At 44.0% G+C, this 21,966-nt stretch carries 22 protein-coding genes and 1 pseudogene; 2 read left to right on the forward strand and 21 right to left on the reverse strand.

Going from position 1 to position 21,966, the window contains the following annotated elements; translation table 11 throughout:
* Positions 1–27 precede the first annotated feature (27 nt).
* From GKR61_RS12240 to GKR61_RS12250, 3 genes and pseudogenes are all read right to left on the reverse strand, one after another.
* On the reverse strand, positions 28–903 hold the full coding sequence (locus GKR61_RS12240) for a dimethyl sulfoxide reductase anchor subunit family protein (protein ID WP_036955178.1): 876 nt from the start codon (positions 901–903) through the stop codon (positions 28–30).
* Positions 900–1,538, reverse strand: a complete 639-nt coding sequence (locus tag GKR61_RS12245; protein WP_036955182.1) for a DMSO/selenate family reductase complex B subunit — start codon at positions 1,536–1,538, stop codon at positions 900–902. Before GKR61_RS12245 ends, GKR61_RS12240 begins: the two co-directional genes overlap by 4 nt.
* Positions 1,535–3,945: pseudogene (locus GKR61_RS12250) on the reverse strand (DMSO/selenate family reductase complex A subunit). The gene GKR61_RS12245 and the pseudogene GKR61_RS12250 overlap by 4 nt, the downstream one beginning before the upstream one ends.
* A gap of 205 nt (positions 3,946–4,150) precedes the next feature.
* Here GKR61_RS12250 and GKR61_RS12255 point away from each other — a divergent pair.
* Positions 4,151–4,924, forward strand: a complete 774-nt coding sequence (locus GKR61_RS12255) for an AraC family transcriptional regulator (RefSeq protein WP_036955189.1) — start codon at positions 4,151–4,153, stop codon at positions 4,922–4,924.
* Between the two features lie 2 nt (positions 4,925–4,926).
* Here the strand turns inward: GKR61_RS12255 and GKR61_RS12260 are convergent, their stop codons facing one another.
* From GKR61_RS12260 to GKR61_RS12300, 9 genes are all read right to left on the reverse strand, one after another.
* Positions 4,927–5,991: an adhesin gene (locus tag GKR61_RS12260; RefSeq protein WP_154639813.1), complete on the reverse strand. Its 1,065-nt coding sequence runs from the start codon at positions 5,989–5,991 to the stop codon at positions 4,927–4,929.
* Between the two features lie 13 nt (positions 5,992–6,004).
* Positions 6,005–6,538 carry a fimbrial protein gene (locus GKR61_RS12265; RefSeq protein WP_036955195.1) on the reverse strand — a complete coding sequence of 178 codons (534 nt, stop codon included), beginning with the start codon at positions 6,536–6,538 and terminating at the stop codon, positions 6,005–6,007.
* The gene (locus GKR61_RS12270; RefSeq protein WP_154599644.1) at positions 6,538–7,068 is read right to left on the reverse strand and encodes a fimbrial protein; all 531 of its coding nucleotides are present in this window, start codon (positions 7,066–7,068) and stop codon (positions 6,538–6,540) included. Before GKR61_RS12270 ends, GKR61_RS12265 begins: the two co-directional genes overlap by 1 nt.
* Positions 7,061–7,453 carry a hypothetical protein gene (locus tag GKR61_RS12275; protein WP_154599645.1) on the reverse strand — a complete coding sequence of 131 codons (393 nt, stop codon included), beginning with the start codon at positions 7,451–7,453 and terminating at the stop codon, positions 7,061–7,063. The genes GKR61_RS12270 and GKR61_RS12275 overlap by 8 nt, the downstream gene beginning before the upstream one ends.
* Before the next feature lie 31 nt (positions 7,454–7,484).
* Positions 7,485–8,213, reverse strand: a complete 729-nt coding sequence (locus tag GKR61_RS12280) for a fimbria/pilus periplasmic chaperone (RefSeq protein WP_154599646.1) — start codon at positions 8,211–8,213, stop codon at positions 7,485–7,487.
* A gap of 54 nt (positions 8,214–8,267) precedes the next feature.
* On the reverse strand, positions 8,268–10,772 hold the full coding sequence (locus GKR61_RS12285) for a fimbria/pilus outer membrane usher protein (RefSeq protein ID WP_154599647.1): 2,505 nt from the start codon (positions 10,770–10,772) through the stop codon (positions 8,268–8,270).
* Between the two features lie 72 nt (positions 10,773–10,844).
* Positions 10,845–11,426, reverse strand: coding sequence for a fimbrial protein (locus GKR61_RS12290; RefSeq protein WP_442959313.1), 582 nt, complete (start codon positions 11,424–11,426; stop codon positions 10,845–10,847).
* Positions 11,427–11,501: 75 nt separating this feature from the next.
* Positions 11,502–12,053 carry a fimbrial protein gene (locus GKR61_RS12295; RefSeq protein ID WP_036955218.1) on the reverse strand — a complete coding sequence of 184 codons (552 nt, stop codon included), beginning with the start codon at positions 12,051–12,053 and terminating at the stop codon, positions 11,502–11,504.
* 131 nt (positions 12,054–12,184) lie between these two features.
* Positions 12,185–12,529: a helix-turn-helix domain-containing protein gene (locus GKR61_RS12300; protein ID WP_036955222.1), complete on the reverse strand. Its 345-nt coding sequence runs from the start codon at positions 12,527–12,529 to the stop codon at positions 12,185–12,187.
* A 680-nt stretch (positions 12,530–13,209) separates the two neighbouring features.
* On the opposite strand from GKR61_RS12300, the gene GKR61_RS12305 reads away from it, so the two are divergent.
* On the forward strand, positions 13,210–13,788 hold the full coding sequence (locus GKR61_RS12305; protein ID WP_154639814.1) for a flavin reductase family protein: 579 nt from the start codon (positions 13,210–13,212) through the stop codon (positions 13,786–13,788).
* Between the two features lie 88 nt (positions 13,789–13,876).
* Here GKR61_RS12305 and GKR61_RS12310 read toward each other — a convergent pair whose 3' ends face one another.
* The 9 genes from GKR61_RS12310 to GKR61_RS12350 form a co-directional block, all read right to left on the reverse strand.
* The gene (locus GKR61_RS12310; protein ID WP_154599648.1) at positions 13,877–14,434 is read right to left on the reverse strand and encodes a class I SAM-dependent methyltransferase; all 558 of its coding nucleotides are present in this window, start codon (positions 14,432–14,434) and stop codon (positions 13,877–13,879) included.
* 36 nt (positions 14,435–14,470) lie between these two features.
* Positions 14,471–14,740 carry a zinc ribbon domain-containing protein gene (locus GKR61_RS12315; protein ID WP_154609802.1) on the reverse strand — a complete coding sequence of 90 codons (270 nt, stop codon included), beginning with the start codon at positions 14,738–14,740 and terminating at the stop codon, positions 14,471–14,473.
* A gap of 163 nt (positions 14,741–14,903) precedes the next feature.
* On the reverse strand, positions 14,904–15,320 hold the full coding sequence (locus GKR61_RS12320) for a YybH family protein (RefSeq protein ID WP_036955236.1): 417 nt from the start codon (positions 15,318–15,320) through the stop codon (positions 14,904–14,906).
* 245 nt (positions 15,321–15,565) lie between these two features.
* Positions 15,566–17,212, reverse strand: coding sequence for a Na+/H+ antiporter (locus GKR61_RS12325; RefSeq protein ID WP_036955239.1), 1,647 nt, complete (start codon positions 17,210–17,212; stop codon positions 15,566–15,568).
* Positions 17,213–17,486: 274 nt separating this feature from the next.
* Complete coding sequence (locus tag GKR61_RS12330; RefSeq protein WP_036955244.1) at positions 17,487–17,939, reverse strand: MarR family winged helix-turn-helix transcriptional regulator; 453 nt, start codon at positions 17,937–17,939, stop codon at positions 17,487–17,489.
* 85 nt (positions 17,940–18,024) lie between these two features.
* Positions 18,025–18,780 carry a maleate cis-trans isomerase family protein gene (locus GKR61_RS12335; RefSeq protein WP_036955248.1) on the reverse strand — a complete coding sequence of 252 codons (756 nt, stop codon included), beginning with the start codon at positions 18,778–18,780 and terminating at the stop codon, positions 18,025–18,027.
* A complete protein-coding gene (locus tag GKR61_RS12340) occupies positions 18,777–19,808 on the reverse strand; it encodes a carbon-nitrogen hydrolase family protein (protein ID WP_036955252.1) in 1,032 nt (343 codons plus the stop codon). Before GKR61_RS12340 ends, GKR61_RS12335 begins: the two co-directional genes overlap by 4 nt.
* Before the next feature lie 18 nt (positions 19,809–19,826).
* Positions 19,827–20,738 carry a fumarylacetoacetate hydrolase family protein gene (locus tag GKR61_RS12345; protein WP_036955256.1) on the reverse strand — a complete coding sequence of 304 codons (912 nt, stop codon included), beginning with the start codon at positions 20,736–20,738 and terminating at the stop codon, positions 19,827–19,829.
* A 93-nt stretch (positions 20,739–20,831) separates the two neighbouring features.
* Complete coding sequence (locus tag GKR61_RS12350) at positions 20,832–21,959, reverse strand: cupin domain-containing protein (RefSeq protein WP_036955260.1); 1,128 nt, start codon at positions 21,957–21,959, stop codon at positions 20,832–20,834.
* Positions 21,960–21,966 lie beyond the last annotated feature (7 nt).

Genomic DNA, 21,966 nt, shown 5'->3' on the forward strand with positions numbered 1-21,966 from the left:
GAACCTATCTGGCTCGGTTATTCATTTTTAAATATGGATTGTATAAAAACAGTAACGCAGCATAAATTCAGCAATCAAAGCACAAACGCAACCCACCACAAGAACATATTGGCTACGCCCAATCAGAACGCCCTGTGCCTCGTCTTTAATTCGGTAAAATGCCCCTATGCCGATAGCAACAATGGCAATAAACCCAACCACCCAACTGGCTAAACGCAGTGACCAAATTTGTTGATAAGCATTAATTGAATCAATGGGAAAAGTGACGGATTCATTGGTGTAAGCGGTTTCCAGCAAATAGTTTTCGTAGAATGGTTGATAAATCAAACGAACCACTAAGCTCACGCCCACCACCATCAATAATGCGAGCGCCCTATTTTGACCTTTATCTTTCAGGAAGAAGCTAACCAATAAATAGTACCCTGCCGCCCCTAGGGTCAACATCGCCCCATAAAACATCAGGTAGGTATTGTCATTCATCCACACTAACATGGAGGTATAACGGTAAATCGATCCCATCGCATACACATCACACAGCCCCGCGATAATCGCCAGCCCCAGTAACCCATAGGACAGGCGTTTTTTAAACCACATCCACAAAAAAGTGAGGCCCAAGAACGTAAAGTAAGTTGCCGTAAAAACCACTTCACGACTGAGCCAAGAGGAGAAAATGTTTAATAACGAATTAGGCGCATTAAGTGGCACTCCCAAGTGTGTAATGGAGGAGAGCAACCCCACTCCCGCTAGCACACAAGCGATAAATAAATAGCGCAGCAGAAAGCTCGAAGGAATATTTCCACCCAGAGTCGTCGCCAATCTTTTTGCACAAATCCCCAGCATCACGCTTAGCCCGATAGAGGCTTGCATCAACAAGGTAAATATCAATAGTGGCCATTCATTCATTTTTTCGCTCCTTGGATCACGGTATGACGCCCCGCCCCTTGGTGCGGGTGGATCACTAAATTAGGGTGAGTAATGGATGAGTCTGGCAGCCCTTTCACATCCGCTTGCGAACCAAACCGTTCGCGCAGCTCATCAATGGGACCAAACTGAATCGCACCGAGTGGGCACGTCGCCACACACACGGGAGTCTGCCCTTGCAGTTGTAAATCAATACAGAAATCGCACTTGGACATTTGCTTGGTTTCAGGATTCATCTGCGGTGCACCATATGGACACGACCATGCGCAAGTTCCGCACCCCACGCATTTATCCGTATTCACCATCACGATGCCATCCCCTTCACGCTTATGCATTGCCGTGGTTGGGCAGTTTTTCACGCACATTGGGTCAGCACAATGGTTACACGAAATAGACAAGGTATAGGCGAACACATTGTTCTCCCAGCTACCGCAGCCATTTTCGATAAATTCCCCACCCGTAATTTCGTAAACTCGACGAAATTTACGTCCAACTTCGAGATTGTTTTTATCTTTGCAGGACACCTGACACGCTTTACACCCTGAGCAGCGTGCCGAATCAATATAAAACCCGAGTTGTTTGTCGCTCACTGCGGGATAAACGTGGAATTTACTCATGCTTTTGCTACCTCCACCAATAAGGTTTGATGGGCATTACCGTGCGCCATTGCCGTACTGCGCGCTGACGTTAAAACGTTGGCGCATCCCCCTTGATCGACACCATTTTATCTGGCTGCCACCAGGCTCCCGCTTGTAGTGCCACCACTCCTGGCATGATCCGCGAGGTAATTTTGACGGGTACCATCGTAACCCCTCGATCGTTATGCACTTTCACGCGATCGTCCTCCGTAATCTGGCGGTGCTTCGCGTCGATCGGATTGATCCACAACTCTTGGCGCTGCACCTCTTGTAACCACGGGTTCGCAAATTGAGTGGAATTCGCGCGGTTGCGCCCTTTCCATGTAATCAATTGCAGCGGATATTGCTGCGTTAGAGCATCTTCAGGGCCTTCAATCGCAGGCACATAATGAGAGAGTGCGGGAATATCGCGGTCATTACGGTCATATAGACGTTTCGAAAAAATCTCGATTTTGCCCGATGGGGTTTCAAACGGGTTATTGGCTAAATCTTTAATATTTTTCTCAAATGCCACATGCCCCGTGTGGGGTTTATGTTTCAAAAGATGGCGGCGTTTAACCAGCAATTCATCAAAGGTGGGAATTCCATCTTCAGGACGTTTTTCATGAGCATCATTGACCAGATGTTCAATCCACTGCTTTTCCGTGCGCCCTTCACTGAATTTTTCACCCACACCCAATTTGTTTGCCACATCACAGAGCCATTCATAATCACTGCGGCGCTCAAATTCAGGTTCCACGACCTTTTCAGACAGAATAATGTAGTTCCCTGTACCCCATGTCCCGCCGACATTCCAGCGTTCTAAAAAGCTGGTTTCAGGCAGTAAGATGTCGGCATATTTGGCGCTTGGCGTCATATACAAATCACTGTAGACGATAAACTCAACCTTATTTTCATCCTCCAGCACTTTGGCGGCATGGCGAATATCGGGGTTCTGGTTCGTCATGTAATTTCCCGCAAGGGAAAAAATCATTTTGATTTCGGTATCCAGTTTTTCTGCATTTTTTAAGCCGTTATCCGGTGTGACTAGGCTGGCATCCTCACAGGCTTGTACCCAGTTAGTAATATTAATTTTCGCTTTAACGGGGTTTTCAAATAGGCTGGGACCCGCCAGTGTTTTACGAAGATCAGGCGTCACGGCCATGCCATAACCAGCAGCCCAACCCCCTTTCACACCGACGTTTCCCGTAATGGTTGCCAGCAATGTCGCACCACGCGCAGAGCGTTCTCCACAAATATGACGCTGAGGTCCCCACCCTTGCATCAAGGCAGCGGGTTTGGTTGTGGCATATTCACGAGCCAGTTGGCGAATGGTTTGCGCAGGCACTTTGGTGATGGGTTCCGCCCACTCAGGGGTCTTCACCACACCATCTTTTTTTCCCATCAAATAGGCGACTAAGGATTCATTCTCCGGTACACCATCAGGCATTTGGTGCTCATCAAAGCCAACGGTGTAGGTATCGATAAATACCTGATCATGCAGACCTTCGCTAATGATCACGTACATCATGGCATCCATCATGGCGTTATCGGTGGTAGGCAAAATCGGGATCCACTGATCCGCTAACGAAGACGCGGTATCGGAGTAGCGCGGATCCACCACAATAAATTTGGTGCCATTTTTCTTCATTTTTTGGAAGTAATGGTTGGTATGCCCGAAAATAGTCTCATTTGGGTTATGTCCCCATAAAATCACCAGCGGAGTCTCTTCCAATGTGTCTAACGTACTGCCACTCGCCGAGGTGCCATAAGTGTAGGGCGTCACTGCCATAGTGTTGCCGTTACTGACAGAGTGGTAATTTTCGAGAAATCCCCCCGTCAAATTAAACAGGCGGCGTAACATATTCGCCCCTGAAAAAATGCCGCCCGTCACCCCAGTACTTAGGCTGACAAATCGCGATGCAGGACCATATTGCTGGTTAATTCGCTGCATATTTTCAGCGATAAGCGTGGTGGCTTCTTCCCAGCTAATTCGTTCGAAATGCCCTTCACCGCGTTTGCCTACTCGCTTCATTGGGTATTTTAAGCGGTTCGGATGGTAGACAAATTTGCGATAGCTGCGTCCGCGCACACAAGCACGCATAATCGGCATCTCTTCATCAAGATCCCCGTCAGGACGTGTACTGATGCGCGTAACAACACCCTGCTTAACGTGGGCGCGAATATCACATTTTCCGCCGCAGTCAAAACTGCTGCATGTGGAAACCACTCGCTCACCGTCATTCGGTAAGGTGGTCGTAGGGATAATATTGGAGTTTTCTGGTGTTGAAGCGACCGTGTTCGTGGCAATAAATGGGACAGCCATGAGTGCAGAGCTGCCTTGAATAAACCGACGACGGGTCAATGGTTCAATCAGATGTTCACTCTGATCATTATAATTTTTCATGATAACTCTACCTCTGGCGTACATTAGGTTGCCGCGATAGCGTAAACATTTCCCACTGAGCCAACTTTTGAAAAACCGCCAAAGGCATTGGAATTTCAGCCAACCGCGTGAAACATGTGGTTATATCAATAAATTTTGCCTATATTCAGAAAATAATTCGTTATGTTTGAATTTCAGCCAATAAACGACGGTAACCAAAATTACAATGAGAAATATTCCACTGAGTACCATTGATAGTGTCGCTCGGGATGTTATCGCACTCGCGACAGATTACTTACCCAACGTGCTGTTGGATTCTCATAAGCATCGCCGCGCTCAATTCTTATATGGGGCAACGGGGCTAATTGAGGTGAGTACTGAAGATGGTGAGTGGGTTATTCCCCCCGACAGCGGCGTGTGGATCCCTGAGAATACAGCCCATGAAACACGGATGCTGAATGTCAGCACTCGCAGTTTATATATCGAACCTGCGGCTGCGCCCCGCCAAGGCAATCGATGCGAAGTTTTGCGCGTCACGCCTTTACTTCGCCAATTGCTATTAGAAGCGGTTGATGTGCCACTGGAATATGATCTTAACGGACGAGATGGCTCATTGATGCAGCTGATCCTCCATGAAGTGGCGCGCGCCGAGCCGCTACCATTCTTTGCCCCGATCCCGCGAGATGAAAGCCTCGCAGCCTTGTGCCGCGAATTTTTAAAATCACCGCAAATTACCTCGCTTCCCCAAGAGTGGGCTGCAAAACTGCACAAAAGCGACCGCTCATTTAGCCGCTTTTTTGGGGCGCAAACGGGTTTGTCATTTTCAGATTGGCGACAACAAGCCTGTTTACTGAGTGCCATTAGCCAAATTTCAGCAGGTAAATCGATCACTGAAGTGGCGTTTGATCTTGGTTACAACAATGTGGGTTCGTTCTCAACCATGTTTAAGAAATGGCTCGGACAAACCCCATCGAGTTTTATTCAGCGTATTGAGTCCTAACCTTAATCCAAGGTGGCAATCAGCCATGCAGAACCACGATAGTCACCCGCTTGGGCATTTTCCCCTTGCAGGTGGCTACTGATTTCGAACTCCTTCAGGCTGTGAATCTCCGCTTTGATCTCTTTACCGGATTCCCCCGTTTCAAGATCAGTGATCACCAAATCGCTGTAGATCGTATCGTTCGCCTCATTTTTCATCGGTAAGCGCTTTTGAGGGTCATCATCCTGCGTGTAATCCAAGCGTAACCGTACTTTAGTTGCCGATTGGAAGAGGCAACTGTAGGTGACTTGACCGCTAGCACGGTTGTCATAGTACAAGCTGTTTAACTGCCCATGGCGTAAATTTAATATCCCTTGCTCCCCGCTGCTAGTACTGGATGTGCATTTTGCACCGATATTAATTTGCGAAGCCGCCAAGCGTAATGGCACAGAAGATTCGTGAAGCGGCCAGCCATCATAAGGTGGCGCCACTTTTGGATTGGTAAATGCACGCACGTAACCCGCTAATGGCATTTCACTAATAATCAACTGCCCATCGATAATTTGCTCTTTGATATAAAACGTCATGATGATAGGAAAATGGTTATTAAATCGAGGAACCTCAAATTGTGTATCTGCATAAGACATTGAGCACACACCGGAGCTGCGGTTCGTCCATTCCATCATGTCGGATTGCACCGTCATCACGAGGTTGGCGTTCAACCGATACGCTTTGAGTCCTGCAATCGAAAACCCCGTTTCAGGCACATACATGAATAATCGATGAAACGCATTTGCTGGCAGAATTTGCGTGCTTGTACTTCCCCAGCGGCGCCCGACACACTTCACCATACCGGTCGGTTCCGCAAGGTTACTATCTACCACAAAAGGCTCTCCAACTTGATAATAATTTTGACCGTCAGATCCCCTATCAGGGTGATCCGCCAGCGTGCTGCTGTTATTCACGCGTATGGTATAGCCCGTATTAGGATCGATAATTTGTGCCGCATAATCTGCATGAGCCATCATCGCTGACAGTATTCCTCCGACTAAACAACCTGCCCGCGCTATGGATTTAATTGTCAACATATTGCTGTTCCCATTAGTGATAAGTGACTGAGATCATCATGGCCGACGTAAATCTTCCTGCGGGTAATTGGCTTAGTGGTCGAGTGTTCACCAACTTTGCTTGAAGATTAATACGGTGCTCCGTCGCGCTGATAGGTTGTGGTGTAATAGTTTGTATTTGATTGAGCTCTAAAGGAAATGTTAGTCCATCCGTGATATCAAAAAAATCGATCCCCAACCCTTTTGCGCTGGTGGATAAGATTTGGCGACCTTGGTACTCTTCCGTTCCATAACCTTTTGGGTTGAGTAACACCGACAACGTTTTTCTCCCTGAGCACCCACTGATATACACCGGAAAATCTTTGGTCAACGAAACCCCTGGCGCGCCATTAATTTCAACCACCCCAAAATTAATTTGCAGTGGTGAATCGTTATTTTCACTACGTACGTGGCAAGCAGGATCGACCATTGTCGCCACGACATCCACAAACACATCCCCATTAACCACCGGTGAGATAAATATCAGAAAACCCCACCAATACTTCCTGATTTTATTGATTTGCTTCACTATTTATACTCCACGGAAAATGTAGCCCAACCGGAGAAATTCCCTGTGCCAACGTAACCATAAGGAGGTTTGCGCGCTACCACACCAAAGGACAAAGATTGCTCATCATTCACCACTGCAACGCTGCCCACATCAATAGGCTCATCCCAATCAATGAGTTTATCTTTACTATCCATGATCCCCAGTACCACGCCGCTATCACCTTGAGTGATAAGGTAGTTATCCCCATCAATATTCACTAGCTGCGTTCCATGCCACGCTATCTTGATGAGCTTTCCCAGCTCCGCACGCTGGCAATGGTCAATTTCAATGGAAAACGGCGTGATAACGCTGGTCTCCCCCAGATTAAGAGACTCCATACGTAAATTTTCTAATTGAATCTCTTTTTTGACGGAACCTGCACTCACTTTGCAGGATAAATGCACTAACTCTCCGCTAAATTCCACATCCAGAAATTGCGCATTAGCTTGAGTCGAAAAGCTCCAGAAAAGGGGCGCTAGCAGCCACCAAAACAGGGTTACCTTACTCATAACTCACCTCCAGTCGCAGTGGATGCGCACTCTCAATCACAGAAGGAAGCTGAACGGGGTTATTTCCATCAATAAGTGCCACGGGGTAACGCACTGTTTCTTCCCCCGTTAACATATCCACCACGAGCAAAATTGCCGGTGTTTTTGCTCCATGTTTATTTTCACTGAATGCAACTCCTGCGCCGCAATGGGTCAACGTCAGCGTTTTCCCTACCGTTAAACCACACGGGGCATTGAATAGCGTGGCATTCACCAAAAACCAGCCCGCCTGTGAAGATTCATAATGGGATTCATTGGGTGGCACGCTGCCTAGAAATTCCTCTCCTTGCCCCCAAGCACTTACGGTCATTGTGATAATCCCGATAGCTAACCGGATAATATTCATCCTCATTCTCCCCTTTTATGCCTTGGTTCTATTACTGTTCCCCGGAGACTGTGCAGGTGTCTCCTTGGCAACGAAATACCAGTGTTGGCTTGCCGCCATAGTCATTGATGTAAGTGAGATAAGGGGTGGTCAGCGTGTGGCTGTTAATCTCGAATGTGGATTTAGGGGCGACCATAACAACCTCGAAGCTGCTCTCTTCCGACTGTTTCTTGCTATTCCCCACCCCAATCACCGTTAAGTTAAACGGCGTGGTGTTATTCAAACGGTAGCCTTTGGCCGTTTTTTGCAACGTAATGTTGTGCGCCCATTTGGTTTGAGAAGCTTCGAGGATTTTTTCAGGGCGATAGAACAATTTGACGCGGGATTGCAACGCAATTTGCAGTGTATTTTCTTCCGTGGATTTCGGCGGAACTTCACGCAAATTGAAATAGAAAACGGACTCTCTATCATCGGGTAATTGGCTTAATAATGGCGTTTTGCTCAAGCGCACTAGGCTGTGGCTATTGGCTTCTATCCGCTGTAATGGTGGCGTGGCAAGGATCGCGCCTTGAGTGAGTTTTTTACCTTGAAGGTCTTCAATCCAACTTTGCGCTAAATAGGCTTCTTCGGGATTATCATTCGCGATGCGCACGTTAATAGAATTTTCATTACCCGGAAAAACAATTCTCGTTCTATCCAGAGTCACCGCGCCATAAGAGGCTTGTGGTATTCCAATAAGCCCGCTTATCAATGCTGCAAAAATAGGTTTAAAATTCAACATAATCAACCTCATAGATTAAAGAGAATAAAAATTTCGTTATTTTTGACATGCCAGTTATTTTTGACATGGTAGTAACAGCATTGAAGAGGATGTGGTTAACCGGTCTGGCAACGTTATCTGACACTGTTTTTGGTTACGCCAATAAACCCACAACGCGGTATTCTTCTCGATCCCCACCAACCAGGTCACCCCTTCTTCTCCGACTATCCCAAGTTCTTGATTCACCTCATTACGCACACTGGCACCAAACGGTGGTTTTTTACCATCCGGTAAGGTGATCACTGAGAAGAGTTTTTCCCCTTTCATCACAGGGAAACTTCGATAGCCAATCGCGCCTTTTGTAAGCGTGATGTCGCTGGTGGCACTGAGCGCTTCAATGTTTTCAGGTAATTTGCTGGTGTTAATGGAAGCCGAGGATTTACGGTAACTATTCACATTTGGGATCACCGCTAAACCGAAGCGGTTGGTTTTTGTAACGCCATGATTCAGTGGTACGCCGCCAATATCTGAAGTTTCCACCATTAAGCGAGTATCACCGTGGGCAGAGCGATGCAGCGCGGCTCCCTTGGTCGTTATTGTGATCCCGCTATTAATCGATGCCCCAATACTGCGGTATTGATGAGGGACATAGCTGCCATTAATGGACACACTGGCATCCGAGAGGTCACGGGAATAAAAACCGCTCAAGCTCGTTTGGCTATCCACATCTTGCCCGTGGTTATACCCCATCGTTAGGCTGTAATTATCCCTCTCCCCATAACCGCTATATCCCACATTATGGTTATATTGATTCTTTTTATTGGAACGAGAGTACAACTCAGAAAACGTCAAGCTATGTCCGCTGTACAGCGGGATCGTCAAATAAAGGTTAATGGCATCATCTTCATAACCGTTACTTCGCTCCGTTCGCGTCGCGGAGATAGCAATATTGCCGCTATATTGGGAAAGGGAAGCAAAATTCAGGCTTGTATTGGCGTATAAACCGTACTGGGTTTGTGGGTCATCCTGCCAATAGGTGCTGTACTGGTAATTTAACGAGAAGTTAAAATCATCAAAATATTTATTTAAGTAGACTTGGTAATTTTCCTTGGTGGCTTGCGGTGAATGCCCAGTTCTGTCCTCATCCATATATTGCATTAACGTTCGATACTCTTTATCTGCAAAACGGTAGCCCGCAAAAGTAATATCGGTACGAAGATCCTCGAATGACTTCGCATAATTAAAACGGTAAGAGCGCCCCTGTAAGTGACCTTTATCGTCATCTGAATAATCAGCAAAAGATTGGGTAATATCCACCGCGACGGCCCCAAAAGAGAACAAGTCACGCCCAATCCCTAAAGCGGCACTTTGGTAATAGGCATTAAGTTGAGTTCCCCCATACAACGACCACGCATTTGATACACCATATGACAATTCACCACTAATGACGGGATCTCCCGTTAAATGTCGATTGTCATAACGTGTTTTCCCCAGCGCCGCTTTATAATTTACCCGACCCGGACGAGTTAAATAGGGCAGCGATGCAGTACTAAGACTAAATTTATTCTCTTCCCCATTTTCTTCACGTACCGTCACATCCAGCACACCACGGATCCCGCTATCAAGGGTTTGAATGCGAAAAGGTCCCGGTGGCACCGAAGTTTCTGAAATGATCCGATCCTGACTCCGAACGATCACAATGGCGTTAGTCTTTGCCACACCGATAATTTCAGGGGCATATCCCACCAATTTTGGCGGCAACATGCGATCATCACTTTCAATCGAAATACCCGTGTATTGCCAAGAATCAAACACGTCCGAGTAAAAATTATTTTCCCCGAGCGTGAGCAAAGCAGCGCTTTCTTTCAATGATCGAAAAGCATATAACCGACTGAAATCAAAGTTGTGTTTTTCTTGCGAATAACTGCCCCCATGTTGCTTTTGATAAGTCCCATTGAAGTCACCACGCAGCCGCCAAGCCCCAATGTTAATGCCCGATATTCCATTACCAGATAAGTAAACACGCTTGTCGCCATCGGTCTCTTTTGTGGCAGAAATATTCGCACTGTAGTCCACAAACAAACCATTGATCCCCTCTTCCCATAATTTTGGGGGAACCCAATAAGGATCACGATATTCCATCCACATTTGGGGAATGGTCATTTTTAGGGACATAGAAGGCAAGTCCACTTTGGTTTGTACCCCAGCCAGAGCCGAAAAATTCAAACATTTTTCATCATGAAATAATGTGACTTTTTCCTCCGCAGATTTTTTTAGTCCCATAAAATCCAGCAACTGAGGTGCCAGACACACTTGCTGAGAACCTACACTTTTTGTACTGTTATCATCAAAAACAGCAACATCTCGCGGCTCGCCTAAACGCTGACCGTTAACAAAAACAGTCAAAACATAGTCTCCAGGTGGAACATATCCCGCAACAGAGAACTGGCTCATATCAATGTTATTCATATCTTCGGCATCTAACACATCGGTATTAAATTCAGCAGCATAGCTATTGCCAATTCCCATACTTAGCGCCAATAAAATCGTCTGTCTTAGTTTGCTATGTTTGAACATCATGCTCTATACCATCCCAAATGCGACGAGTGTGCCCCTCTCGAAAATGACTTCGAGATCATGTTTATCTGCAATTTATTGATAATCGATAAAAAAACGGATTAACCCTTGATAGTTACCCGCTTGAATAGGTCGCCCAGTTAGCTCTAGACGTAAAAAGTACTGTAGATAGAGCGCTTTCCCTGATTTGTCTTGCCGTAATACATTATTTGCCAAAGGGTAATATTGCCCTGGAATCAATGTATTAAAACGGCTATCAAGGACAGAAACCCCAAGACCTTGTGATGCGCCTCTTAGTACAAATGCATCAATGTGTTCCGCTGTTTCCCCTGCAAATCGAATAGACCATGTTTTACTGTCGAGTAAAGAGTAAAGGCTTCCGCAGTCTCGTAACTCAATAATAAAAGGTTGGTTATGCTGCTCACGCTGCAACTTTGTACCAAGCAGGGGGATTGCCAAAGGTGAAAAATCAATCGTTTGAAATCTATTTTCAATTACAACCGAACACGGTGTAGCGATAACAATACCTTTCAATGTTGCGCTGCCATCAAGCTCTATTTTTTTATTCGCCGCCGCCCCCGAAATCATCAGGCACATCAGAATAGTTATCGTCATCAGTTGAGCTAATTGGCGAGTTACCCGTTGATAAACAATCACAATTGTCTCCCTCAACTTTCTCCTTCAACTCCGTATTGATACCGCCAGTTATTCACTGGCGGTAGACTCAGATGCTTACTGATAGGTAATTCGGAAGTTAGTTACGGCGCTAAACTTACCTTCAGCGACATCTTTTGTGGTATCAATAGCTTTAGCTAATGCTTTGAAGGTTAAGGTGTTATCCCCCTTCTTATTGATAATTCGCGATAAAATATCCTTAGCTTTGCCAAATTCAAAACCATCAATACCAATACCTACGTTGTTTACATTGCCCGGAGAAGTTGAAAGCAAAGTGTTACCCGCATCGGCGTAATTTTGCCCTGTAAAGACTAACTCCATGCTTTTCACTGCTGCTGACGCCCCTGTACCATCTTTGGTGTAATCTGAAAAATCACACCCTGTTAATTCAATATTAAAATTCACTTCAGCCGTTCTGCCATTCTCTAAACCACGGCGAGAAAGCTGACCAAAATCAATAGTTTGTTTTAACGATGGTTGTGCAATATTGCAGGGTGAAGTCACCACTGTACCGATAAAATTCACCGTACCTGTATTCTCTGCCATTACACTAAAAGAAGTCGCTGATGTTGCCAGCAGTGTAATGATTGCTAACTGATTAAGTTTCATATAATGACTTTCCTTTCGTTTAAAAATAGGAGAAACGCAATACACCATTAAATAATTAATGGAACAGAAAAACATTAAATAACAATTAGTTATATAATCACCAAAGAACATGTTAATTTAATTAATCATGATTAAAGATCATGTAAGGCTTTGAATTTTAATTTATCGTAATAGGAATATTTTGATTTTTTATCTTGAAATAAAAAATTATCTTGTAATTTTATCTCTGCTATTTCATCTGAATAGTTAGCAATAACTTTGAAAAAGAATTCAGACCAATCCTTACCTAATTTCTTTAATATGGCGTCAAGCGTTTCTATATTTACACTCGTAATACCACGTTCATAGCGAGATATTTGCTGTTGACTAATATGAAGCATACGCCCTAATTCCTCACCTGTTAATGAGCAATTAAGCCGTGCTTCCCGAATAAATAAACCAACTTCTTCACGTAATCGATATTTGTTTTTCATCATATTAAAACCAGTTTAAATAGCTTTAATTTCATTTACTCAAAGATAGCCAATTCATTGAGCAAATAGCGTAATAAAAAATGGATATATCCAAAGTGCAGGAAATTTAATTTATTAAAATATAGGTACAGGAAATAAATCTGTAAATACGTTTATATCGATCGAAAATATATGATTTAATAGTTAACACCTATCAAATTAACTTTATTGATCGTTTTAATATCTGAATTTGATTTATATAAAATTAAATATCAATAGGTTACACAAATAAGACTATATAATATAATTAGCTAGTAATTTAAATATTCACTTATCTTAATCATGATACCCCTTAAAAAAAACATTATTTCAATTTAAATAAAAGAAAATTATCCAATTATAAATATCGCATATAATAACTTATTTAAATTTATTAAAAATAAAAAATCAAGAATATCAAACATAAAAACTTAATATTTTAATGAGAAATAAAAATATACTTAAATAACTCATATTTTGTGTTTTATAAATTCATTCAATAAAACTTTAAATATAATTTAAATTCATCAAAATAAGTCATATTAATCATGATAAATTTTCCATTATCCATATCATGCTTAAACTATGCATATCGTGCACTTTTCATTTTCTAATATTAACTAGAATAAATTAATCCGTTAGGATAACAAAAAAAGGAGCCAATAATGACAACTCAGTTTTACAGCTACCAACCGCAACAAGGTCATGGGCTTCCCCATGATCCGATACCCTCATTAATTGGTCCACGCCCTATTGGCTGGATCTCCACATGCGATAAGCAAGGTAACACCAATCTTGCGCCCTATAGCTTCTTCAATATCTTTAATTATTCACCGCCCATTTTGGTCTTCTCGAGCGTTGGGAAAAAAGATTCCGTCACCAATGCAATCGAAACAGGTGAGTTCGTTTATAATCTTGCAACTCTTGAGCTTGGGCAGCAGGTCAATTCAAGCAGTGCAATGTTACCTCGTGGAGAAAGTGAGTTTGACCTTACTGGGCTTTCCACCTTACCGTCCACATTGATTACGCCTCCGCGCATCGCCCAAACGCCTGTTTCCATGGAGTGTGTAGTCACTGAATATCAGCAATTAAAACGCGCTGACGGTAGCCTATTGGATACGTGGATGATCATGGGAGAAGTGGTAATGGTGCATATCGATGAAGCTACCTTAGAGCAAGGCTTATATAACAGTGCTCGCCAAAAACCTTTGATGCGGGCAGGCGGACCTGCGGATTATTATTGAATTGAAGAGCAACAAAAACTCGAAATGTATCGCCCTAAATAACGTAAAAAGTCTTAGGCCAGTTTCTATCACACCGGCCTAAGATTCATTATTTGGGGACACAGGTATACACCCATGCAGGTGGAAAATTGCGATACACACGTTCTTTTGTGAATGAAAAATAACGCGAAAATAGCGGCTCACAACCTTGGGTATACTGAAATAACACCAATTTACCCTGATTCTTTAATAGGCTCTGACGCACCTGTTTTAATATTCGCATGCTGGTTTTTTTATTCAGGGACAGAAAAGGAATTCCTGAAATAATCAAATCATAATCACCCAATAAATATTCTGCTGAACATGGATTAACAGCCACTCTCGGGTCATCAATCTGATTTAAAATATCGATAAAATCACGATTAATTTCATAGAGATCTAAACGTGTTTGCGTCGTAATTTTGTTCACAATATAGCGAGTCATGACGCCGTTACCCGCACCAATCTCTGCAATTTGATGACATTGAGCCCAGTCAATATTGTCAATCATGGTATGACATAACCAACGAGATGATGGGAACACCGTTCCCATCGAAGCTGGTGATGTAATGAAATTCTTAACGTAGAGCTGGTAATGATTTTTATGAGAAAAAAACGATTCCGCCATGCTTCCTCCTGAATCAAAAATACCTTTTCTATTTCCTTAAATTGATGCTCCACATTCACCGCAAAAATTGGCATTTGGGTCTACGGCACTTTTGCATTGTCGGCATCTTATTTTTTGGATGTTTTGTCCGTGTGAAAAATAGTTGTCTTCGCCTCGACCATCATTGTGCTGATAACTCCCGCCATGCTTACCTCGAGAACCATGCTTGGAACTGCTGCCATGCCCTGAATGACCCCGATATTGGTTATCGCGTTTCGAGTTATAGCGATTTCTGCCGAGGTTAAATAACCAGCTGAAAATTGACATAATAAATATCCTCCACTGTTATTCTTGTCCCGAGTATAAACCTTAGACTTAACTCCAGAGACAACAGTAAAACTGAATAATTACAATAAAAAACCATTTATTACGTAAACTGAATATCGCTATTTTTTCATGACACACGCGGGTGAATGAGACAAAGCTTTCCTTAGGATTTGAGCAGTGAAGTTCCATAAGAATTATCAATCACACATAGCCACTTACCGTCGATGAGTTTAAATACGTAGGTGGCATCTCGCACAGTATTAAACGGCGTACCATCTTGCATTTGCGCACTCAAAATAGTTTCAGCTAAGACTAAGGCGCAATCTTCACCAAAAATAACTTTTACCGTACCTTGAGACACTTGCAGGCTGTGATTAAAAAATTCAGCGATAGCAGAAAATGCTTTCTTTAGGTTCTCTTTTCCATGGACATGTAAACCGTCTTTCACCACTAACGAGCCATTCTCAGAATAAAAATCCATTAAATAGCTGAAATTTTCTTCTGTGATGGCGCGATCTGCGCTGGCAATTAGGGCTTCAAGTTCTTGCGTGTGTTTTTGAGTATTGTCGAAAAGATTCATAGAGGGCTCCTTGTTGAATACTAACCAGACAAGGACAAAAAACCCGCCTTATCTGGCGGGTTGAGGATGTAGCAAACTCCCACCAGTTAAGTGATGGTCATCATAATAATGAGGTGAGCTACATGCTGTGACATAATTTTTTCCTGAATATAATTAGAGATTACATTATCAGCAATAAAATTTTTTTCAATGAGTATATAAAAAGGGCTTAAGTTACCTTAAGCCCTTTAGTCGTAAATTAGAAACTAGTGTTTTGAACTCTTATGGTGATTTAATGTTTCTTCTTTTAAATCAAGCTCATCACGTAAGCGATGGTACACTCGCTCATTGATATTTTTCCCTTTACGCATTTGATATAACGCTTCCCGCTTCGCCTTCAGAGCCGAATCTGACATCGAACGTTCCATCTCGATCATCCGATGTAAATCAAACACATCTGACTCTGTTTCATCCGTATTATCTAAACGACGACCATAAATTTCTAACAGCTGAGCACCCACTTCGGTACGCATCGCAATTTCATCCATATCATCAGAAGGGTGGTTCATCAGCTCACGAATATGTGCCATTGCTGCTTCATTGAGTGCCAGACGAGCGCGAATTTCATCGTTATCATAAGGTAAATCTTGCACTAAACCTTTGGTTAAAATCGGCAAGGCGATGCTGGCAATTAACAGCGAACACAGGATCACCCCCATCGCGAGGAAGATAGCCACATCACGGTTAGGGAATAATGATCCATCGGGCATTAAGAATGGCAACGTTAAAATACCGGCTAACGTAATTGCCCCGCGAACTCCCGCCGTTGCCATCACCGCCATCATGCGAATACGTACTTCATCCGCTTGCTTTCCACGACGACGATTGTGGAAAACTGTCAGGGTCATTGATATCCATACCCAAGCAAAACGCAGTGCACCTAATGCAATGGTGATAACGGCAACATACACAAACAGCATCCAAGGATGGCTAGCACCTGCAGCTTCGGCCACCTGAGGCAAATTGGTCCACATCCCTGGTAGCTGCTCACCCAGTAGAATAAAGATCATGCCGTTCAAACCTGTTTGTACCGTGTCCCAAACTGCCTTACTTTGCATTCGAGTCGCCGCTTGCATACGCCCTGCAATTTTTTCGTAGTGCATCGCAATACCCGCAACAACGGCAGCAAGGATTCCGGAAACATGTAAATGTTCAGCCAGAAGATACGCGGTAAAAGGCATTAACAGGCTGATCATAATTTGGATAGCTGGTTCTTCACCTGTGCGCTTGACTAAGAATTGGTTTAACCAGCCAATTGCCCATGCGACTAATAAACCAATCACTATCCCACCAAATGCCACCAGCACAAATTGCCCCGCAGCAGATGCCAGAGAGAACTCCCCTGTCAGCGCAGCCACAACCGCAAAGCTAAAGCATACTAAGCCCGTCGCATCATTGAGTAGAGATTCCCCTTCAAGAATGTGCGCCATACGCGATGGTAGTGGCGAATTCACTGTCATTGCAGATACCGACACAGGGTCAGTTGGGGAAAGGATAGCTGCCAGTGCAAAGGCAACCGCCAGTGAAATCGTTGGGATCAGCCAATGGATAAAGAAGCCCATCCCAATAACGGTGACGACCACTAAGCCAATCGCCAATGACATAATTGGCTTAATTTCTTGGAATAAGGCTTCTTTTGGAATTCGCCATCCATCAAGAAATAGCAATGGAGGAATAAATAAAAAGAGAAAAAGATGTGGTTCGAATTCCACTGTAAATCCGTAGAACGATAAGGCAGCCCCTAACGCTATCTGGATAATTGGCAATGGAATGATGTCTTTAAGTAATCGGGAAACAAATACGCTCACGATGACTGCAAGTAAAAAAACGAGTACAAGTGTCACTACTGACATTGAGTGCTCCATAATGGTTTATCTTAGTTATCTGCATTGCAGTAAATAGATAAATCAAATCAATGTAAAGCATCAATTTATTACCAAATAAAAAAACAAAATAAATCAAAAACTACGATAGCAATCATTGTGTTACAGGATATTACTTAATTTCCAATACATTACATATCCATTCAATATACTCGTGTTTTATAAGGATTTAATCTATTCTTCTGGTATAAACCCTTATCACTCATCAAAAACGGATAATTCCGAGTATTTTAATGCAACTTATCTATTTGATTTCTGGGCTATGTCTATCAATTAATTCTTGTAAAACCTGCTTGAGCATTTTGCTTTTGCGAACACCAAGAGGCGCTAAAACCTGCCTTTCATGCTCTTCCGCTGCAATCAATAACCCTTCGACCAGCTCGACACCACTAGAAGTCACACTCACTAAAGTCACACGGCGGTCACTTCCTGTATGGTTATTGTGACGGATGACATGCCCTTGCTGTTCCAATCGTTGTAATACCCGCGTGATTGTTGGTTGCTTGCTGACTGTTTTTTGCGACAGCTCAGTGATCCCCATCGAACCATTATTGGCCAATGTAGAAAGCACTCGCCACTCCAACACCGATAGCCCATTGGCTTCTACAACCGCATGAAATTCAGATGAAACTAGCATCCATGCCTGCCCCAAAAGAGCAGGCAGGTAATTATCAACGAAGACTTTCGATTCAGGCATCAATTCCTCTTTTCTGGCTTCTGGTTTTATGACATTAGAAGCTAGCAGAGTAGCAGAAGGAAATCGAACTCTTAACATAATTTAACTAAAATCTTCCGCTAAGTAGTGAGCCAAAACCATCCACTCGCGTATCAAGTCCCAATTTTTTTAGCATCATGTAAGTTGTTGCCACAGACGAAGACAATACTGGTAAGCCCACTCTATCTTCGATAAGTTGAATCGACGGTAATGACGGCATTTGCACGCAAGCTGATGCCACAATCGCATCCACATTGGTATTTAGCTTTCTGGTGATTTCCACTGGTGCTAATGGGTTTTGTCTCCCCACCTCGAGGTTATCGGGGATCTCCAATGAGATGCTATCAACCACTTCAATACCTTCATGTTCAATATAGTCGATAACCATTTGCGTTAATGGCTTCATATACGGCGTCAAAATCGACACTTTTTTCGCGCCAATGGCATGCAGCCCTTCGACTAATGCCCCTGCACTAGTGACAACCGGCGCTGGATGCCCATTATCTATGGTGCATTGATGGAGGCGTTTTTGCGAAACTCGGTGATACCCCTTCCCCATGCTCATAATGGCAACCAAGCAGGCATACCCTAATACATCGACATCGGCGTCTGACAGTTCAATAGCACAGCGGTCACTGTCTGAGTCCATTTTGGCAAGCTCATCCTTAGTCACTTTCTGCATACGCATACGGCTAGAGTGGAATGTGAAACGCTCTGCAAACATCGCTTCACGGGCGCGTAATATAGCCGGAATTTCAGTTTCCATGGTGGTATTAGATGAAGGCACAATCTGCCCAATACGAAACGTACGCGCTAAGCTCATAGCCCTTTCTCCACTGAAGAGTCATCCGATTCAGCAAACTGATTAAGTTCATCGACATCTTGCCCACCATGATGGAAACGAGCAGCCGTTAATGGGCGACGATTAACCTGTAAGTCAAAGATATCAAAGCGATTATAGTGCCCTGTAATATCATGCATTTGGCGTGGTTGAATACAGCGATTCAAATCAATTTCAGCGTAAACAATGCCTTCTTTATCAATCAATGGTTCCCCAATTACTCGTCCATCAGGACCAATAATGCCGGAAAATGCGCTATTTGGACGCGCAAGCAACTCACGGGATTCGGGATGCGACGCCGCCATGGCTTCAACGATTTCTTCAGAGACTGTCGAACAAGAAATGATGGTAAATACTTTACCTTCAAAGCAATGAGCAGAGGCACGTAAACGAATCGCATCCGCCATGTCATAGTCTTTTGGTGCCACTGGCAGTGCAATATAACTGGCAATATGAACCAACTCACCTTGAGCCAGCAACGAGAAACGTGCCAATGTATTGGTGTTTTCGCCACATGCCAACGCCCCTAAAGGACCAATGCTGGTTTGGTGAACTTTCAGCGAGGAGGCATCCCCATTTGCCCACGTCAATTTTTCCGCCCACGTTGGGACTAATTTACGGTGACGTCCTAAAATTTTACCTTCATCAGAAATCGTCACTAACGTGTTGTATAACGTGGCAATTCCGTTCGGATTGCGCTCATTCACCCCCACAACCACGTTGATATGGTGACGAGCGGCGGCTTGGGCGATTTTTTTAATTTCAGGTCCAGGGACTTCAATGGCAGATTTGCACAGTTTTTCAAACCAAGGGCTGCCATCAATCGGGTTCATTACCCAACTCCAATACGGGTAGCCAGAGACAAACACTTCAGGAAATGCCACTAATTTGGCACCATTATCCGCTGCTTCTTCAATCAACCGACACACTTTATCAACGGTAGCATCGGTATCGAGGAATACAGGGGCGGCCTGTACAGCCGCTGCCTTAAATTGAGGTAGATTCAACATGTTAGTATCTCCCTTGAGTTATACCGCAACCACTGGGTGGCGTAACTCACCGATTTTTTCGACATACGCTTCAATTACATCACCCGGCCATACCCACTCTTGTGGGGAACGACCCGCACCAACCCCTTCAGGTGTGCCCGTTGCGATAATATCCCCCGGTTCCAACGTAATGCCTTTGCTGATATCAGCAATCAACGCATTCACATTGAACAGCATATGGCGAGTATTGGAGTCTTGCTTGGTTACACCGTTAACTTTCAAACTCAGGTTTAGTGAGTGAGGATCAGGAATTTCATCGGCAGTCACAATGCAAGGACCGAATGGGGCGTAGGTATCCTGCCCTTTAGAGTAAATCCATTGACCTGCACGGCGACAATCACGTGCACTCATATCAATCATTAAGCTATAACCGAACACATAGTTCAGGGCATCTGCTTCAGAAACCCCTTTAGCACGCGTCCCCATGATCACCGCCAACTCCACTTCCCAATCTAATTGCTGAGTAATTTGGCTGTTATGTTCAATCGCATCACCCGGTCCAATCACCGTTGTTGGCGGCTTAGAAAAGATAACCGGCTCTTTTGGTAGATCTTTAGAGGTATCCAGAGTACGGCTCGACTCAGCAACGTGCTCAACATAGTTCAGACCGATCCCAAAAATGTTTTTTCTTGGGCGTGGAATTGGCGCTAAAATTTTTACATTCTGTACTGGCCATGCAGTTCCCGCAGGAAATTGCCCTTTATGTGCGTTTAATAATTCAGTACCTGCACGGATCCCTTGTGGACCTAACTCAATAAAATCCAACATATTATCAGGGAGATATTGACCATTCTGTTCCGCTAATCTCGCTAAATCCACGACTTGCTCGTTAGCAATCGCCCCTAAACGTGCTGCTGCGGTAACATCTGAACGGTAAGTAATAAGACGCATAATTTTTCTCCTTGAGTCAGGTCTCAGACCTAACTGAAATCTTCACGTAAACAATTAAAATAAGTAATCGGAACAAATAGTTAGAATAAAAACTTAGCTAATCACTTTTTGATGCCCATCATTGTCCACAAGCGCCTCTTCATAATAGAGACCAAGAGAGTGCATCACTGGCAAGTCGTTAAAACAGAACAGGCACGCATCTTCGCTCTGGGATGTATTCACATGTTCGTGGAACATCCATGATGGCACACAGAAAATATCTCTCTCTTGCCAGTCAAAGCGCTGTCCATTAATAATCGAATACCCTTTTCCTTTCGCCACTTGGTAGATAAAACTGCCCGTATGACGATGAGCTTTACCGACAAATCCAGGGCGTAATAACTGCATACTAGCCCCAATCGTTGGCATCACTGGCCCGCCGGTTAATGGGTTGGTGTAATTCATTAATACATCATCAAATACTGAGCCATCCGTTACTTTTGCGGCGCGTTGCAGCGCTTCATAAGTGGGTCCCCACTGGTATTTGAATAATGGCGAATAGGGCTTATCCCATCCCACATGGTGCGGACGTAACGCAGTCGCTCCCCACATGCCAACGGGATAATCAATTGGACGAGTTTGTGCTTGATGCAAATCGGGGTGAACTTTGTAGAAACCCGCTTCCATTGCATTGACTAATGGAATATCTAAACCATCTTGCCAAATACACGGTAATCCACCTTCTTCCACACCATGTTCATGCCAAGTACCATTTGGTGTCAGCACAAAATCATTAGCTTCTAAAATCATTTTTTGCCCTTCCACAATGGTGTAGGCGCCGCGCCCTTCCATGATGAAACGCAATGCTGATGATGAATGTGCGTGAGCCGAAGCGGCTTCTCCCGGATGCATCACCTGTAAACCGGAATACAACCAACCCACTGCCGCTGCCACATCTTGACGACCAGGGTTGTTTAAGTAGATAACACGGCGACCTGCTTTTTCCGGAGTCACCAAATCCACCGAACGCAAAACATGCTCACGTAAATCTTGGTAACGCCATAACACAGGCACAGATTGAGATTTTGGCTGCCACGGCTCAATTTTGTTGGCAACCGTCCACAATGCGCCCGTTTTGAGTTCATCTAACTGTTTGTAATACGCCAACAATTCTGGTGTATCTTCCACATCTGCGCGTCCTGCGACATTTTCTCTGTATTGGTCATGGGACTGAATCGTCATGGTGTTT

The organism is Providencia sp. wls1916, from assembly GCF_009706585.1.
GTDB classification, from domain to species: domain Bacteria; phylum Pseudomonadota; class Gammaproteobacteria; order Enterobacterales; family Enterobacteriaceae; genus Providencia; species Providencia lanzhouensis.